The 14849-nt window shown below is 69.4% G+C and carries 13 protein-coding genes; 2 read left to right on the top strand and 11 right to left on the bottom strand.

Annotation, left to right across the window (positions count from 1 at the left end):
* Positions 1–62 precede the first annotated feature (62 nt).
* From ASE34_RS03300 to ASE34_RS03280, 5 genes are read right to left on the bottom strand one after another with little or no spacing between them, the layout of a single operon-like run.
* The gene (locus ASE34_RS03300) at positions 63–1775 is read right to left on the bottom strand and encodes an acetyl/propionyl/methylcrotonyl-CoA carboxylase subunit alpha (RefSeq protein ID WP_056276486.1); all 1713 of its coding nucleotides are present in this window, start codon (positions 1773–1775) and stop codon (positions 63–65) included.
* Entirely contained in the window at positions 1772–3361 is a 1590-nt protein-coding gene (locus ASE34_RS03295) for an urea amidolyase family protein (RefSeq protein ID WP_056276483.1), read from the bottom strand. Before ASE34_RS03295 ends, ASE34_RS03300 begins: the two co-directional genes overlap by 4 nt.
* On the bottom strand, positions 3361–4161 hold the full coding sequence (locus tag ASE34_RS03290; protein ID WP_056276480.1) for a putative hydro-lyase: 801 nt from the start codon (positions 4159–4161) through the stop codon (positions 3361–3363). Before ASE34_RS03290 ends, ASE34_RS03295 begins: the two co-directional genes overlap by 1 nt.
* 1 nt (position 4162) lies before the next feature.
* Positions 4163–4927 carry a LamB/YcsF family protein gene (locus tag ASE34_RS03285; protein ID WP_053098596.1) on the bottom strand — a complete coding sequence of 255 codons (765 nt, stop codon included), beginning with the start codon at positions 4925–4927 and terminating at the stop codon, positions 4163–4165.
* 4 nt (positions 4928–4931) lie between these two features.
* Positions 4932–6209: an NRAMP family divalent metal transporter gene (locus ASE34_RS03280; RefSeq protein ID WP_056276475.1), complete on the bottom strand. Its 1278-nt coding sequence runs from the start codon at positions 6207–6209 to the stop codon at positions 4932–4934.
* A 174-nt stretch (positions 6210–6383) separates the two neighbouring features.
* On the opposite strand from ASE34_RS03280, the gene ASE34_RS03275 reads away from it, so the two are divergent.
* Positions 6384–7040 carry a GntR family transcriptional regulator gene (locus ASE34_RS03275; RefSeq protein WP_053098594.1) on the top strand — a complete coding sequence of 219 codons (657 nt, stop codon included), beginning with the start codon at positions 6384–6386 and terminating at the stop codon, positions 7038–7040.
* A gap of 34 nt (positions 7041–7074) precedes the next feature.
* On the opposite strand, the gene ASE34_RS03270 is transcribed toward ASE34_RS03275, so the two are convergent.
* Positions 7075–7740 carry a TetR/AcrR family transcriptional regulator gene (locus tag ASE34_RS03270; protein ID WP_082297963.1) on the bottom strand — a complete coding sequence of 222 codons (666 nt, stop codon included), beginning with the start codon at positions 7738–7740 and terminating at the stop codon, positions 7075–7077.
* Between the two features lie 116 nt (positions 7741–7856).
* Here ASE34_RS03270 and ASE34_RS03265 point away from each other — a divergent pair, with 116 nt between their 5' ends.
* Positions 7857–8660: a DUF1266 domain-containing protein gene (locus tag ASE34_RS03265; protein ID WP_056276472.1), complete on the top strand. Its 804-nt coding sequence runs from the start codon at positions 7857–7859 to the stop codon at positions 8658–8660.
* 97 nt (positions 8661–8757) lie between these two features.
* Here the strand turns inward: ASE34_RS03265 and ASE34_RS03260 are convergent, their stop codons facing one another.
* The 5 genes from ASE34_RS03260 to ASE34_RS03240 form a co-directional block, all read right to left on the bottom strand.
* Entirely contained in the window at positions 8758–9753 is a 996-nt protein-coding gene (locus ASE34_RS03260) for a LacI family DNA-binding transcriptional regulator (RefSeq protein WP_056276469.1), read from the bottom strand.
* A 56-nt stretch (positions 9754–9809) separates the two neighbouring features.
* Positions 9810–11246, bottom strand: a complete 1437-nt coding sequence (locus tag ASE34_RS03255; RefSeq protein WP_200955150.1) for a GH1 family beta-glucosidase — start codon at positions 11244–11246, stop codon at positions 9810–9812.
* Positions 11247–11251: 5 nt separating this feature from the next.
* A complete protein-coding gene (locus tag ASE34_RS03250) occupies positions 11252–12142 on the bottom strand; it encodes a carbohydrate ABC transporter permease (protein WP_056276462.1) in 891 nt (296 codons plus the stop codon).
* Positions 12139–13254, bottom strand: coding sequence for a carbohydrate ABC transporter permease (locus ASE34_RS03245; protein ID WP_056276459.1), 1116 nt, complete (start codon positions 13252–13254; stop codon positions 12139–12141). Before ASE34_RS03245 ends, ASE34_RS03250 begins: the two co-directional genes overlap by 4 nt.
* Positions 13255–13366: 112 nt before the next feature.
* The gene (locus ASE34_RS03240) at positions 13367–14674 is read right to left on the bottom strand and encodes an ABC transporter substrate-binding protein (protein ID WP_053098588.1); all 1308 of its coding nucleotides are present in this window, start codon (positions 14672–14674) and stop codon (positions 13367–13369) included.
* Positions 14675–14849: the final 175 nt, after the last annotated feature.

Here is a 14849-nt window from a genome sequence, read left to right as displayed (position 1 = left end):
GCGAAGATCCCGGATGCCGCTGCGGCGGCATTCGGGATCTCTGTGTCAGGGCGCGGTAGCTCTCAGGCGATGACGGCGAGCACCGCGTCGGGCGCGACCGAGGCCGAGAGCTCCACGCGGTGCGACAGCGTGCCGGCACGATGGGCGGTGACCGTGGTCTCCATCTTCATGGCGTCGAGCACCGCGATCGGATCGCCCTCGGCGACGCTCGCCCCGTCGTCTGCGAGCCACCGCACAAGCGTTCCCGGTGCCGGAGCACGCAGCTCGGTCGGATCGGATGCGGGCGGCGCACCTCCGGCATCCGCCAGGCCGCCGAGCCCCGCGAGCAGCGCCATCGGGAGCCCGAGCACGACACGGCGCCCGTCGATCTCGACGGGGAAGCGCTGGAGAGCGGCGTCCGGTGCGGGGGCGGGACGCAGTTGCGGCTCGAGGCGCGGCAGCAGGGTGCTCTCGATCCACTGGGTGTGCACCGCGAAGGTCTCGGTGGCGAACGCCTCGTCGTCGAGCGCGAGCAGATCGAACGGGATGACCGTGGCCGGCCCCTCGACGACCAGCTCGCGCAGCGCCCGACGCGCCCGCACGAGGGCCGCGTCGCGGTCGTCGGCATGCACGACGAGCTTCGCGATCATCGAGTCGAAGGCGGGCTGAACGACGTCGCCCGCCTCGATGCCGCTGTCCCAGCGCACACCGGGCCCGCCGGGGATCCGCAGTACCTCGACACGACCGGGGCTGGGCAGGAATCCGCGACCCGGGTCTTCGGCGTTGATGCGGAACTCGAAGGCGTGCCCGGTCGGCACGGGCGTCTCGGTGAACGAGATCCCCTCGCCGAAGGCGATGCGGAACTGCTCGCGCACGAGATCCGTGCCGGTGACCTCCTCGGTGACGGGGTGCTCCACCTGGAGTCGGGTGTTCACCTCGAGGAAGGAGATCGTGCCGTCGGCAGCGAGGAGGAACTCGACGGTCCCTGCGCCGCGGTACTGCACCTCGGCGCAGATCGCCCTGGCCGCGTCGTGGAACCGCGTGCGCTGATCCCTCGACAGGCCCGGCGCGGGTGCCTCTTCGATGAGCTTCTGGTTGCGTCGCTGCATCGAGCAGTCTCGATCGCCGACGACCACGACGCCGCCGAGTCCGTCACCGAGCACCTGGACCTCGATGTGGCGCGGGCTCTCGAGGAAGCGCTCGACGAAGCACTCCCCCCGCCCGAAGGCGGCGATGGCCTCGCGCGTCGCGGCCTCGAAGGCATCCGCGACCTCCGACAGCTCATGCACCACCTTCAGCCCCCGGCCGCCTCCGCCGAACGCCGCCTTGATCGCGATCGGAAGCCCGTGCTCCTCGGCGAAGGCCACGGCCTCCTCGGGGCCGGCGAGCGGCTGATCGGTGCCGGCGGCCAGGGGGGCCCCGACGCGCTGCGCGATCCGGCGCGCGGTCATCTTGTCGCCGAGCGCATCGATGCTGTCGGGCGACGGGCCGATCCAGATGAGGCCCGCACCCTCGACGGCCCGCGCGAACTCCGCGCTCTCCGAGAGGAATCCGTAGCCCGGGTGCACGGCATCCGCTCCGCTCGTGCGGGCGGCGTCCAGCAGCGCATCGATCGAGAGATAGGTCGTCGCAGCGGTGTCTCCCCCCAGTCCGACGGCCTCATCGGCGAGCCGCACGTGCAGAGCATCGGCATCCTGGTCGGCGTAGACCGCGATCGACGTGTACCCGGCTTCGGCGCAGGCGCGGATGACGCGCACGGCGATCTCTCCGCGATTCGCGATCAGCACCTTGGTCATGAGGTCTCCTTGACGATGAAACGGATGCGCACGCCGGGCGGCAGCTGCGCGGCGAGGTCGAGACTGCGATCGGTGAGGGCGCCGATGATCGGATACCCGCCGGTGAGCGGGTGATCCGGGAGGAACAGCACGGGCTGACCGTCAGGCGGCACCTGGATCGCCCCGGTGACCGCCCCTTCGCTGGGCAGCTCGCCCCCGACGGAGCGTGCGAGGGGCCTGTCGCCCTCGAGCCGGATGCCGACGCGGTCGGACCGCGGGGTCACGGTCCACTCCTGGCCGGCGAGCGTCGAGAGCGCTGCGGAGGTGAACCAGTCGTCCCGAGGGCCGAGGGTGATCTCGAGGTCGACGACGTCACCGGATGCCGGCAGCGTCCGCGGGGTGACATCCGGCTCGACCGGATGCCGTGCGGAATCGCCGACGCGCAGCACGTCGCCGGCAGCCAGCGGAGCAGGTCCGAGCCCGGCGAGGGTGTCGCTCGCGCGGCTGTCGAGCGCCGTGTCGACGGCCACTCCGCCACGGACCGCGATGACGTAGCGCAGCCCGCTGGTCGGATGCCCCAGCGTGAGCTCGTCGCCCTCGACGGTGGCGAAGGGCGCGCCATGGGCGATGCGACGCGCCACACCGTCCGCGTCGATCAAGTCGAGCGCCCCGACAGCGCCCGTGACAGCGGCGACCCCGGCGCCCCGGAATCGCAGCACGGCACCGCCGACGCTCTCGAGCACCGCCGCGCCGCTCGCATTGCCCACTGCGCGGTTCGCCTCGCGCATGGCGCGGCGATCGGCGACACCGGACGCCGAGACACCGAGCGCCGCGAATCCCGGACGACCGGCATCCTGCACCAGCAGCTGCATCGACGGACGCACGACCTCGACGGCCGGGGACGCCGGAGAACCCGGGTCCGTCGCGCTCGCCGCGGCGTCTCGCTCGGTGACGCGCCGCGCGTCGGCACGATCGTCTGCGTTGTCCGACATCACGGCCTGCGCCCGCACCTGCTCGAACCGCACCGTCGTGCCGGGCGACAGCAGCGCAGGAGGGTCGCGATCGATGTCCCACATCAGGGCATCCGTGCGTCCGATGAGCTGCCATCCGCCGGGGCTCTCGCGCGGGTACACGCCGGTGAACGGGCCGGCCAGGGCCACGGATCCGGCCGGCACACGGGTGCGGGGCGACGAGCGGCGGGGCACATCGAACAGCGGATCACTGCTCACCACATACCCGAAGCCGGGGGCGAAGCCGGAGAAGGCGACCGTCCACTCGGCGGCGAGGTGGCGGTTCACGAGCTCGGATGCCGAGACGCCCAGCAGGGATGCCGCCTCGTCGAGGTCTTCCCCGTCGTACCGCACCGGAACAGTGACCTCGCCGGTGGCCGGCAGATGAGCGGTGTCGATCTCGGTCGCGGCGAGCGCGCGGGCGAGATCGGCGGCCGACACCGCCAGCGGATCGAACCGCACGAGCACCGTGCGAGCGCCGGGGATGCGCTCGACCACGCCGTGCACGCCGTCCCACGCGAGGTTCAGACGCATCGCCTCGTCGAGGTCGGCCGCCTCGACGAGAAGCGCGTGGTCGGATGCCGTGAGGATGCGCATCAGACCAGGTACTCCGCATCGGGGACATCGGTGATGAACATGTAGCCGGGCGCGTGGGTGATGGCGAACGGCGGCTTCGAGGCCATGATGGCGGCCTGCGGCGTGACGCCGCACGCCCAGAACACCGGCACCTCGCCCTCGCGCACCTCAGGGGCATCGCCGAAGTCCGGGCGGGCGAGGTCTGCGATGCCGAGCGATACGGGGTCGCCGATGTGCACCGGGGCTCCGTGCACGGCGGGGGTGCGGCCGGAGATCTGCACGGCATCGGCCACGCGGTCCGCGGGGATCGGTCGCATCGACACGACCATCTCGCCGCTCAGCCTGCCCGCGGGGGTGCAGGGCACTGCGGTGCGGTACATCGAAACGTTGCGTCCGAGTTCCTGATGGCGGATCGGGATGCCCGCCTGCACGAGCCCGGACTCGAACGTGAAGCTGCATCCGATCAGGAACGAGACGAGGTCGGGTTGCTCCTCCCACGCCTCGGTCGCATCGGAGACCTCGTCGACCAGTTCGCCGTCGCGCCAGACGCGGTACCGGCCGATGTCCGTGCGGATGTCGCTGCCCGGGGCGAGCCGCGATTCCACCTCGCCCTGTTCGATGACCTCGAGCACGGGGCACGGCTTCGGGTTGCGCTGCGCGAAGAGCAGCGTCTCGAAGGCCCAGTCCGCGGGCACCGAGATGAGGTTCGCCTGCGTCAGTCCGACGGCGACGCCGCTGGTCGGCGCGGCGTGCCCCGCCCGGATGGCGGCTCGCGCTGCCCGCGCGGCGGCGAGCTGGTCGGGGGTGGCGAGAACGGTCATCTCAGACTCCCGCGAACGGTGCGATCGTGATGCCGGCGTCCTGCAGCATCCGCTTGGTCTCGGCGGCCATGGCCACCGAGCCGGGGCTGTCGCCGTGCACGCAGATCGACTGCGCGCTGACGGGCACGTCGGTGCCGTCGATCGCGCGGATCACTCCTTCGCCGGCGAGGCGCACCATGCGCTCGGCGACCGCGACGGGGTCGTGCAGCACCGAGCCCGCCTCGGTTCGTGAGACGAGCTGGCCGTCGGGCTGATACGCCCGATCGGCGAAGGCCTCGGCCGCGATCTGCAGGCCCGCACGCTCGGCGACGTCGAGCACGACGCCTCCGGCCAGACCCAGCAGCACGAGGTTCGGGTCGATCGCGCGGATCGCCGCCACCACGTCCTTCGACTGCCGCTCGTCGCGGGCGATCGTGTTGTAGAGCGCTCCGTGCGGCTTGACGTAGGCGACCGTGCCACCGACGGCTGCGGCAAGACCGATCAGGGCACCGAGCTGGTACTCGACGTGCGCCTGCAGGGTGGCCGAGTCGATCTCGACCTTCGTGCGGCCGAAGTTCTCGTAGTCGCGGTAGCCGGGGTGCGCGCCGATCACGACGCCTCCGGCCACGGCGCTCTCGAGAGTCGATCGGATGCCCTCGGGGCTGCCCGCGTGGAACCCGCACGCCACGTTCGCGCTCGTCACGAGGCGCAGCATGCTCTCGTCGTCGCTGACCACCCGGTCGGGGACGTTCTCGCCGAGGTCGGAGTTCAGGTCGATCGATGTCATGGGGTCACGCTCCGATTCCGAGGAAGGCGAAGATGGGGCCGACCGAGACGATGCCCATGTACCAGGTCAGCAGCGTCACGAGCGTGCCGGCGATGAGCAGCCACAGCGGGTACTTCTTCGAGCCGAGCAGGTCACGGCGGAACCAGCCGATGTACATGAACACCGTGAGGCCGATGGGGAGGATGAGCCCGTTGAAGCCGCCGACGAAGACGAGGATCGCGGCCGGCGCGGTGCCGATCGAGAGGTAGACGATCAGCGACACGACGATGAAGGCGACGGTGGCCAGCTGCAGCGGCCATCCGCCCCGGAGCTTCTTCGTGAAGGTCGAGAGGAAGGTCGCTGACGTGTATGCCGCGCCGATCACCGAGCTGATCGCGGCGGCCCAGAAGATCGCGCCGAAGATGCGGAGTCCCGCGTCGCCGAGCACGGCGCCGAAGGCCTGTCCCGCGGGGTTCGCGGCCTGGCTCGACAGGTCGAGCGAGACGCCCGAGGCGACCACGCCGAGGACCGCGAGGAACAGCACGTAGCGCATGATGCCGGTGACGAGGATGCCGTTCGCCGCGGCGCGCATGACAGGACCCGCCTGCTCGGGACCGGTGTGACCCGAGTCGAGGTAGCGGTGGGCACCCGAGTAGGTGATGTATCCGCCGACCGTTCCGCCGACGATCGTGGTGATCGTGGCGAAGTTGAGCTCGTCCGGCGCGAACGTCTGGCGCAGCGCCTCGCCGATGGGCGGCTGGGCGATCACCGCGACGATCACGGTCATCACGATCATGCCGATGCCGAGCACGACGAGCACGATGTCCATCACCGGACCGGCCTTCTTGATGAGGAAGATGATGATCGCGAGGGCGGCGGTCAGCGCTCCGCCGAGCTTGGGATCGATGCCGAGCAGCGCGTTCATGCCCAGGCCGCCACCCGCGATGTTGCCGATGTTGAACGCGAGGCCGCCGATGACGACGAGCACGGCGATCACGTGCCCGGAGAACGGGATTGCCCTGTTGGCGAGTTCCCCGGCGCGCATGCCGGAGGAGGTGATCATGCGCCACACGTTCAGCTGCACGGCGATGTCGACGAGGATCGAGACCAGGATCGCGAACGCGAAGGCCGCCCCCATCGTCGCGGTGAAGGTGGCCGTCTGGGTGATGAACCCGGGACCGATGGCGCTGGTGGCCATCAGGAAGATGGCGCCGATCACGGCGCTGCGGCCGGCGCGTCTCTTGGCGGCGGAGAGCCGGACTTCGTCTTCGGCGGACAGCGGGGCTGCGGTGTTCTCTGACATTGCGGGGGGATTCCCATCGTCGTTGGTGGGTGTCGAGTGACACCCAGTGTAGAACGGATCGAGCAATATTGTTCAACAACTTTGTTTCCGCTGTGCTACGGCGGAGTTGCATTCGCGTGATGGCGGAGACGCTTCCTCGAACGATCCGCTCCGGCCGCCGCCTACGATGAAGGCATGAACCAGCAGGGCATGCTCGCCGATGCGCTCCGACAGCAGATCATCGACGGCGCCTTCGCACCCGGTTCCCGACTGTCGGAATCGGCCATCGCGGAGCACTTCGGCGTGGCACGCAACACGCTGCGCGAGGCGTTCCGCGCCCTCTCCGAGCAGGGTCTGCTCGAGCACGTGCCGCACCGGGGCGTCTCCGTCGCCTCGCCGTCGATCGCCGACGTGATCGACATCTATCGCGCACGTCGCATCATCGAGTGCACCGCGCTCCTGCACTCCGAGCCGGAGCATCCGGCGGTCCAGCAGATGCAGGAGGCCGTGCTCGCCGCCGAGGCCGCGGCGCACGACGCACTCCTCGACGACGCCGAGACGTGGCGCGCGGTGGGCAGCGCCAACATGGCGTTCCATGTCGCCCTGGTGTCGCTCGCGGACAGCCCCCGCCTGGCCCGCACCTACCGTGACCTCGCGGCAGAGCTGAGACTCGCGTTCCTGAAGATCGACGATCCTCGCTCGCTGCACGAGCCGTTCGTGCGCAAGAACCGCGCGGTGCTCGACACCTTCCTCGCCCGCGGTGCGGCGGCCGGCGCGGCCGAGCTCGAGCGCTACCTCGTGCAGTCCGAGCGCGTGGTGCTCGGGGCCTTCGCCCGGATGCAGCTGGGCTGACGCCGTCCGCGGTGGAGGGTCGGCCGCAGCTCGGTCACTCCTCGTCCCGCAGAGCCCCCGCCGCCCTGGTCCTCGCGTCCGGATCCCGGGGCGCGAGTTGCAGCGGAAGCGGCGCCTCGGGCTCGGGCAGGCCGTAGAGACGCCGCACCCAGCGTCGGGCGTCTTCGAGCGGGTAGGTGTCGCCGTAGACGGCGTACTTCATGAAGACGCCCTCGAGGGTGGTGCGCAGCATGATCTCCTCGAGCGGAGGATCGGCGGCACCCCTCTCGCGGAAGATCTCGCGGACGGCGTTCTCCGATGCGATCGCCTGCTCCGCGAACCGGGTCTCGGCCTCGGCGAACATGCGGTGGGTGCTGGGCTGCTGCTGCATCGCGAACACCGCTCGCTGCACCGGGAGGGCGAAACCCGTGGCGGCGAGAGCACCGTCGATGATCCCGGCGAGCCGGACGTCGGCGGGCCCCTCGACCTGCGGGATCGCGAAGAGCGCCTCGTACCAGCGGTCGATCACGGCGGCCACGAGCTGGTCCTTGCCGCCGAAGTGGTAGCTCACGAGTCCCTGCGCGACCCCGGCGCGGCGGGTGATCTCGGCGATGCTCGCGCCGGAGACGCCTCGTTCGGCGAACAGGATGATGGCCGATTCGAGAATGGCTTCGCGGGCGCGCTCCCGCGCGGCCCGGTTGTGTTCGTCTGAACGTGCCATCGGTGTCCCGCTCCCCAGCATCGGACGACTTCGGATTTCCCCCCGGAGGCTATATATTAGCGACTGAATAGCTGTTCAAGCTATGAGCGGCCCCAGGCCCCACCCTCAGGAGTGTGATGAGCCCGACATCATGGTTCACGCGTCCCCAGAGGCTCGCGCCATCCGAGCGGTTCTCCACCACCGACACCGAGGCGAACGAGATCGCGCTGGGCCTGCTGCAGATCAGCTCCCTCCCGTCCGGGCCCTGGAACGACCCGACGGCCCCCTCTCTGGGACCTGACGACAGGGCGCTCGTCGCCGAGACGTGGGGCATCCGCTCCCGTGACGACTGGCTCGGCATGATCGACCATCTCAGCACCGTGCGACGTCGACGTCAGGCCTGGATGCTCCGTCTGGCGGTCCGCAACGACCTGGACACCGCCCTCGGGCGTGTGCCGACCACGCGGGAGTGGCTCGCGGGAATCGTCGCCGAAGGCGGAGACGCGCGCGACGCGTTGCCGTTCGTGGCCGGCATCGAGCGCATCGAGCGCGAGGTGCGCAGACGAGTCGGAAAAGATGTCGTGACGCCCGATGTCTATGTGCGCACTCTCGACGCGTATGCGCTCGGTCAGGCCGTGGCGATGACGACGTGGGGTGTTGCGCTCGGATACGCCGACGTCGCAGAGGCCCGACGCATCATCCACCGGATCAACGTCGACACCCGCCCGTCGTTAGTGTCATGGGTCGATTTCGGCCTGAGCTACATCGCCGGACGGGTCATGCACTGGAGCGACGGGAACCTCGACGCGGAGTCGTTCGAGAAGTACGGCGAGGTGTGGACGGATTTCGCGACGGCAGTGATGCCCAAGCGCAACGGCCCGTGGGCGACACTGCGGTGGCCCGCGACGATCGATCAGCGGTCACGAGACCGGATCGGCTGATCGCCCGAAGACCCACGGATGCGGACCGACCTGGAGGGGCGTATGGTCCGCATCCGTGTTCTTCGGTCGCCCCCGTTCGATCCCGGCCCGCGCGAGGTCACGACGAGGCGCGCACCACCAGTTCCGTCGGCAGGATCGTCGTGTGCGCCGGGTCGCGTCCGGCCAGGCGCGAGAGCAGCACTCCGGCCATGGCCTCGCCCTGCGCGTACATGGGCTGCCGCATGGTGGTCAGCGGCGGGTCTGTGCTCAGCGCGACCGACGAGTCGTCGAACCCGACGAGCGCCACGTCCTCGGGAACACGGATGCCGGCCGAGCGCAGCGCCGTGAGCGCGCCACGGGCCATGAGGTCGCTGGCGACGAAGATCGCATCCGGACGCCCCGCAGCGAGGATGCGGCGCGCCGCATCCGCTCCGCTGGCTTCGCTGTAGTCACCGGCCTCCTCGGCGAACGGCGAGAGCCCTGCATCGGCCAGTGCCCCGCGGAAGCCCTGCACGCGGTCGACGGACGAGACCATCGTGATGGGCCCCGAGATCGTGGCGATCCGCGTACGACCGGTCTCGATCAGGTGCTGGGTGGCGGTGCGGGCGCCGGCGACGTTGTCGACGTCGACCACGTAGTCGCCCTCGCGGATGCGCACCGGCCTGCCGCCCCAGACCACGGGCACGGCATCGGCGACCCGGTCGATGAACGCGTCGCTCGTGTGGTGCGAGACGATGAGCGCGCCGTCCACACCGCCGTTGCGCACGAAGCTCGTCATCTTGTCGCCGGGGTCGTCGCTCGCGATCAGCAGGTTGAGCAGGTAGTCCGAGCCCCGGAGCGCCCCCGTGATGCCCGCGACGATCGCCGCGAAGAAGGGATCTCCGAAGAACCGCGTGGTGTCCTCGGGGACGATCAGGGCGATCGCGTGGGTCTGTCGGGACGCGAGTGAGCGAGCCGCGCGGTTGGGCACGTAGCTGAGCTCCTCGATGGCCCGCTTCACCGACTCGAGGGCTTCAGGACTCACCGCCGTCGACCCGTTGACGACGCGTGACACCGTCGACCGTGAGACTCCGGCGGCCGATGCCACCTCTTCGATGGTCGCTCGTGACGACACGACTCTCCCTCCGTCCGGCAGCGAGGCCGGATGCTCCCTGGTGACGCCGCCCGGCGTCAGAGAGCGCGAGCGGCGATGATGCGAGCGTACTCCCGACCGGAGTCCTTCAGACTCCGCTCCTGGGTGTCGTAGTCGACGCGCACGATGCCGAACCGCTTGTCGTAGCCCCAGGCCCACTCGAAGTTGTCGAACATCGACCAGTAGAAGTAGCCGCGCACGTCGACGCCGGCATCCGCCGCATCGAGCACGGCGGCCAGGTGCAGGCGCAGGAACTCGGTGCGGTCCTCGTCGTGCACGCGGGTCTCACCGTCTTCGACGACCGCGACGTCGTCATAGGCGGCACCGTTCTCGGTCATGTACAGCACGGTTCCGGCGGGCTCGGCGTACTCGGTCCACACGCGCTGCAGCAGACGGGTGAGCCCCTCGGGCTGCACCTCCCAGTTCTGCGCCGTGCGGGGCAGTCCGCGTTCGACGGGGTGGATGCCCTCGCTCGACGGATACGGGCTTCGACCGACCCGGTCGGTCGCGGGGCCGCCGCTGAGCGGGGTCCGCTCAGGGGTGGGAGCCGTGCCCGAGACGAAGTCGCCGTGGTAGTAGTTGACGCCCTGCGTGTCGATGCGCTGAGAGATGACGTCGAGGTCGCCGTCGTGCACGGCATCCGTGAAGCGGGCGACGGCATCGGCATCCACCGACCGGATGTCCCGGATGATGTCGTCCGGGTACACGCCCCGGTAGATCGGGTCGAGGAACCAGCGGTTGAACTGGCCGTCGACGCGACGCGCGGCGTCGATGTCTGCGGGGTTGGTCGGATCGGCGGGGTCTGCGACCGTGTGGTTCAGCGTGATGCCGAGATTCAGGCTCGCATCCCGGCCACGCAGCTCGCGGACCGTCTCGCCGTGGGCGAGCAGCAGGTGGTGCGCCGAGAGCAGACCCTCGGCGACGCTCGTGTGACCCGGAGCGTGCTCGCCGCCGGTATAAGAGAGGAACGACGAGCACCACGGCTCGTTCAGGGTCGTCCACACGTTCACCCGATCGCCCAGGGCGTCGTGCATCGTGCCGGCGTACTCGAGGAAGCGTCCGACGGTGTCACGGTTGGTCCACCCGCCGGTCTCCTGCAGCGCCTGCGGCATGTCCCAGTGATAGAGCGTCAGCCAGGGCAGGATGTCGTTCGCGAGCAGCTCGTCGACCAGGCGCTCGTAGAAGTCGACGCCCTTCGCGTTGACCGCGCCGCCGTCGGGCTGGACGCGCGACCACGAGGTCGAGAAGCGGTAGGTCTGCAGCCCGAGCTTCTTCATGAGAGCGACGTCCTGCGGATAGCGGTGGTAGTGGTCGCACGCCACATCGCCGTTGTCGCCGCCGATCACGGCGCCGGGCTCCCTGCTGAAGGCATCCCAGATCGACGCGGTGCGCCCGTCTTCGAAAGCCGCCCCTTCGATCTGGTACGCCGCTGTCGCGGCGCCGAACAGGAAGTTCTCGGGAAAGGCACGGGTCATAGGGGTCATCCTTTCACCGCGCCCGCCATGATGCCACTGACCAGCTGCCGGCCCGCCACGACGAACAGGACGAGCAGCGGAAGGGTCGCGAGCACCGCACCGGCGAGCACGATGGAGTAGTCGATGTAATAGCCGGACTGCAGCTGGCTGAGGGCCGTCTGCAGTGTCGGGTTCTGCGGGGAGAGCACGATCAGCGGCCAGAGGTAGTCGGTCCACGCCGTCATGAAGGTGAAGAGGCCGAGGATCGCCATGGCAGGGCGAGCGGCCGGGATGCCGACGGTGAGGAACGTGCGGAACTGGTTCGCGCCGTCCATCCGCGCCGCCTCGATCAGCTCGTCCGGGATCACGTCGACCAGGTACTGCCGCATGAAGAAGACGCCGAAGGCGGTGACCAGTGTCGGCACGATGACCGCGCCGATCGATCCGGTCCAGCCGAGCTCCCGCATCAGCATGAACAGCGGGATGATGCCGAGCTGCGTCGGGATCGCCATGGTCGCGATCACGAAGATCATCAGTCCGTCGCGGCCCGTGAAGCGCAGCTTGGCGAAGGCATAGCCGGCCAGCGTCGAGAACGTGACGACCGAGACCGTGATGATCGCCGAGATGAGGAACGAGTTGCCCAGAGCGAGCCAGAACGGGATCGCGTCGAACACCTTGGCGGCGTTGGTGAAGAAGTTGCCGCCGGGGATCAGCGGCAGGGTTTCGCCACGCGTGGCGTTCGTGCCGCTCGCCACGACGACCGACCACCACAGCGGGTAGACGCTGCCGATGATGAACGCGGCGAGCAGGCCGTAGGTGAGGAAGCCGGGGCGGCTGCCGATCCCGGCGTTGCCGCCCACGGCGCCTCGACGGCGGCGGATCTTCTCGGGGACGCTCAGCGCCTGGGTGGCGGTCATCGCGCATTCTCCTCGGTCGTGGTGGCGATCGTCGTGCCGGCGGCGGCCGTCGCGGCTGCGGCGGCAGCGGCGGCAGCGGCGGTGCGGGCTCGTCGGCGCGCGGCGCGGCTCTTCGGAGCATCCCCGGTCGAGATGCGTCGGGAGATCAGGAAGTTGATGACGCCGATGCCGACGATGAGCAGGAACAGCAGGATGGCGACGGCGGATGCTTCGCCGAGGTCCCGGCGGAAGAAGGCGAGCTCCCACAGGAACAGCACGGTTGTCTGGAACTGCCGGTCGCTGCCGCCGATGCCGCCCGCGGTCGAGACGTCGAACAGCCGGGGCTCGGCGAAGATCTGCAGACCGCCGATCGTCGCCGTGATGATCACGAAGATCAGCGTCGGGCGGATCGTGGGGATCGTGATCGAGAAGAACCGGCGAGCAGCGCCGGCTCCGTCGAGGGCTGCCGACTCGTAGAGATCGCGCGGCACCGCCTGCATGGCGGCGAGGAGGATGAGGGCGTTGTAGCCGGTCCAGCGGAAGTTCACCATCACGGCGATCGCGAGGTGCGACAGCGCCGTGTTGTGCTTCCACTCCTGGTCGGCGATGCCGATCAGATTGAGCAGGTTGTTGGCGAGGCCGTCGGCCTCGTTGAAGATGCTCGAGAAGATGATGGCGACGGCGACGGGGGTCACGACGAACGGGATGAGAACGCTCATGCGCCAGAACGTCGGGGCACGCAGGCCGCGGTCGAGGAGGTAGGCGATCACCAGGGCGACCGCGAGCTGCGGGATCGCCGACAGCAGGAAGATGCTCAGGGTGTTGAAGATCGAGTTCCAGAACATCGGGTCGCCGAGGATCTCGACGAAGTTCCCGGCGCCGATGAACTCGCCCTGCCCCTTGAGCAGGTCCCACTCGTGCACGGCCACCCACACCGTGTAGAGCAGCGGGAAGAGTCCGACCAGCCCGAAGAGCAGGAAGAACGGCGAGATGTAGAAGTACGGGGAGGCGTTCTGGTCGAACCGCGAGATGCGGTGCCGCCAGGGACGCCGAGCCGCGGCATCCGTCTTCGGGCTCTTCGCGTCGTTCGACGACGCGGATGCCGTCTCCGAGCGCTCATGCGTGAGGGTCATGACTCTTCCTTGGTCCTGTTCCGGGCTTCCGTGGTGCTCCGGTCGCAGCCCGTGCCGCCCCGGTGAAGGCGGCGCGGCACGAACTGCGACCGGAACGGATGCGGTGGCTGGGTCAGTCGACCAGCTCGTTCAGGAGCTCGACCGCGGCATCCCAGGCGCCCTGGGTGTCGGTCTCGCCACGGTCGAGGCCGCTGAGGGCCGGACCGAAGACGTTCTCCTGGATCACCGAGTCATCGGCGCCCTTGAACTGGGCGACGACGCCCTTGGCACGCTCGGCGAGGATGGCACCGGTGGGTGCGTCGTTGAAGAACGCGTTCGGAGTCGCCTCGGACGAGAGCGTCTCCTGCGCCTTGATCGTCGACGGGAAGTTGCCCGCGGCGGCGGACTGCTTGACCTGCTGCTCGGGCTGCGTCAGCCAGTTTGCGAGGTCGGCCGCGGCCTCCTTGTGCTGCGAGCTCTCGGGGATCGACAGGAACGCGCCGCCCCAGTTGGCTGCGCCGCCGGGGAAGACGTCGGCGAAGTCCCAGCCGGTGGAGGCGTCGCCGCCGCCGGCCTCGACCTGGCCCTGCACGACGCCGAGCATCCAGCCCGGGCAGACGAACGTGGCGAAGGTGCCGTCGACGAACGACTTGCCGCCGTTCCAGTCCCACGCGGTCTGTGCAGCGGACTGACCGCCTTCGGTCGCGGCCCCGAGCAGCTCGAAGCGCTCCTTCAGCTCGGCGTTGTCCTCGACGTTCAGCTCGCCGTCAGAGGTGTAGTACCCCTCGTCGAGCTGGTTGACCATGGCGTTCCAGACGAAGCCGGAGTGGTCGTACCAGGCCTTGCCGGTCTTGGCCGTGTACTCGGCGCCGACCGCGAAGTAGTTCTCCCAGTCGCCGTTCAGCAGCTCGGCGACGGACTCGCGGTCGCTGGGCAGGCCGGCCGCCTCGAAGGCGGCGCCGTTGTAGCAGATGCCGCTCGGGCCGATGTCGGTGCCGTAGCCGATCACGCGGCCCTCGGCGTCGGTCGCCTGTCCGTACTTCCAGTCGACCCAGTCGGACTTGCGGTCTTCGATGCCGTAGTCGCGCAGGTCGACGAAGGTGTCGGAGACGTCCATGATCGCGCCGAGCCACCCCTCCTCGATCGCGACGACGTCGCTGAGACCCGAGCCGGCTGCGATCTTCGTGAACGCGTCGGTGCGGGCGTTGCCGCCGGTGTCGATGTTGGTCGCCTCGATCGTGACGTTCGGGTTCGCCTTCTCGTACTCGTCGTAGAGGTCGTCGTATCCGAAGGTGCCGAAGGTGGTGACGGTCAGTGTGACCTTCTCGTCACCGGAAGCGCTGTCGCCGGCATCGGCGGAGGCGCAGCCGGCGAGGGCCAGGGCGGAGACGGATGCGACGGCTGCTGTCGTCAGGATCCGCTTGCGGGCACGTGTGTTCACAGTTCACTCCTTTGTGGTGGGTCGTGCAGTGGTGGTGCGGGTGGTGCTCGGGGTCGTGCGGGGGCTTTCCGTGATGGCTTCCCGTGAGGATTCCTGTGGGAGCGCTCCCATGCACTGTCCAGTGACTCTATGGGAGCGCTCCCACGGTGTCAAGCCCGAGCCTTTCGCGTAGCCT

This window comes from Microbacterium sp. Root280D1, assembly GCF_001428975.1.
In the GTDB taxonomy this organism is placed as follows: Bacteria; Actinomycetota; Actinomycetes; order Actinomycetales; family Microbacteriaceae; genus Microbacterium.
This window is presented reverse-complemented; position numbering and strand designations above follow the sequence as displayed.

Excerpts from the sequence above, each read along its gene's own strand:
- ASE34_RS03265 (WP_056276472.1), top strand. The coding sequence starts at position 7,857 with ATGAGCCCGACATCATGGTTCACGCGTCCCCAGAGGCTCGCGCCATCC.
- ASE34_RS03275 (WP_053098594.1), top strand. The coding sequence starts at position 6,384 with ATGAACCAGCAGGGCATGCTCGCCGATGCGCTCCGACAGCAGATCATC.
- ASE34_RS03295 (WP_056276483.1), bottom strand. The coding sequence starts at position 3,361 with ATGCGCATCCTCACGGCATCCGACCACGCGCTTCTCGTCGAGGCGGCC.
- ASE34_RS03270 (WP_082297963.1), bottom strand. The coding sequence starts at position 7,740 with ATGGCACGTTCAGACGAACACAACCGGGCCGCGCGGGAGCGCGCCCGC.
- ASE34_RS03300 (WP_056276486.1), bottom strand. The coding sequence starts at position 1,775 with ATGACCAAGGTGCTGATCGCGAATCGCGGAGAGATCGCCGTGCGCGTC.
- ASE34_RS03285 (WP_053098596.1), bottom strand. The coding sequence starts at position 4,927 with ATGACATCGATCGACCTGAACTCCGACCTCGGCGAGAACGTCCCCGAC.
- ASE34_RS03250 (WP_056276462.1), bottom strand. The coding sequence starts at position 12,142 with ATGACCGCCACCCAGGCGCTGAGCGTCCCCGAGAAGATCCGCCGCCGT.
- ASE34_RS03245 (WP_056276459.1), bottom strand. The coding sequence starts at position 13,254 with ATGACCCTCACGCATGAGCGCTCGGAGACGGCATCCGCGTCGTCGAAC.
- ASE34_RS03280 (WP_056276475.1), bottom strand. The coding sequence starts at position 6,209 with ATGTCAGAGAACACCGCAGCCCCGCTGTCCGCCGAAGACGAAGTCCGG.
- ASE34_RS03255 (WP_200955150.1), bottom strand. The coding sequence starts at position 11,246 with ATGACCCGTGCCTTTCCCGAGAACTTCCTGTTCGGCGCCGCGACAGCG.
- ASE34_RS03290 (WP_056276480.1), bottom strand. The coding sequence starts at position 4,161 with ATGACCGTTCTCGCCACCCCCGACCAGCTCGCCGCCGCGCGGGCAGCG.